At 64.5% G+C, this 234-nt stretch carries 1 pseudogene; it reads right to left on the bottom strand.

What is annotated here, in order from left to right:
• Window positions 1–187: pseudogene (locus SB772_RS45740) on the bottom strand (hypothetical protein); the annotation flags it as partial.
• Window positions 188–234 lie beyond the last annotated feature (47 nt).

The following is a 234-nucleotide window of genomic DNA, read 5'->3' as shown; positions in this document are numbered from 1 at the left end:
CGTCCAGCCCGGCAAGGGCGGCAAACGCTATATGGGCTGGATTTATCACAGTCCCGGCTTTGATCAACACTTCCCCTGCAGCGGCTTCCTCCCCGGCCTTGCGGATGTGCTGCCCATTGCGGGGCTCACCCGGTTTTGCGGCCCCGCCCAAGACAAGGACGGGCAGCCCGTCATCATCGGTGGTAATGACGCCGCTTTCGCTGCGGAGAACCGCCTTGGCACCGGGCGGGATGA

The organism is Paraburkholderia sp. SIMBA_030 (genome assembly GCF_046535245.1).
Taxonomy (GTDB): domain Bacteria; phylum Pseudomonadota; class Gammaproteobacteria; order Burkholderiales; family Burkholderiaceae; genus Paraburkholderia.
The sequence above is the reverse complement of the archived record's forward strand: the minus strand, read 5'-3'. Positions and strand labels throughout refer to the sequence as shown.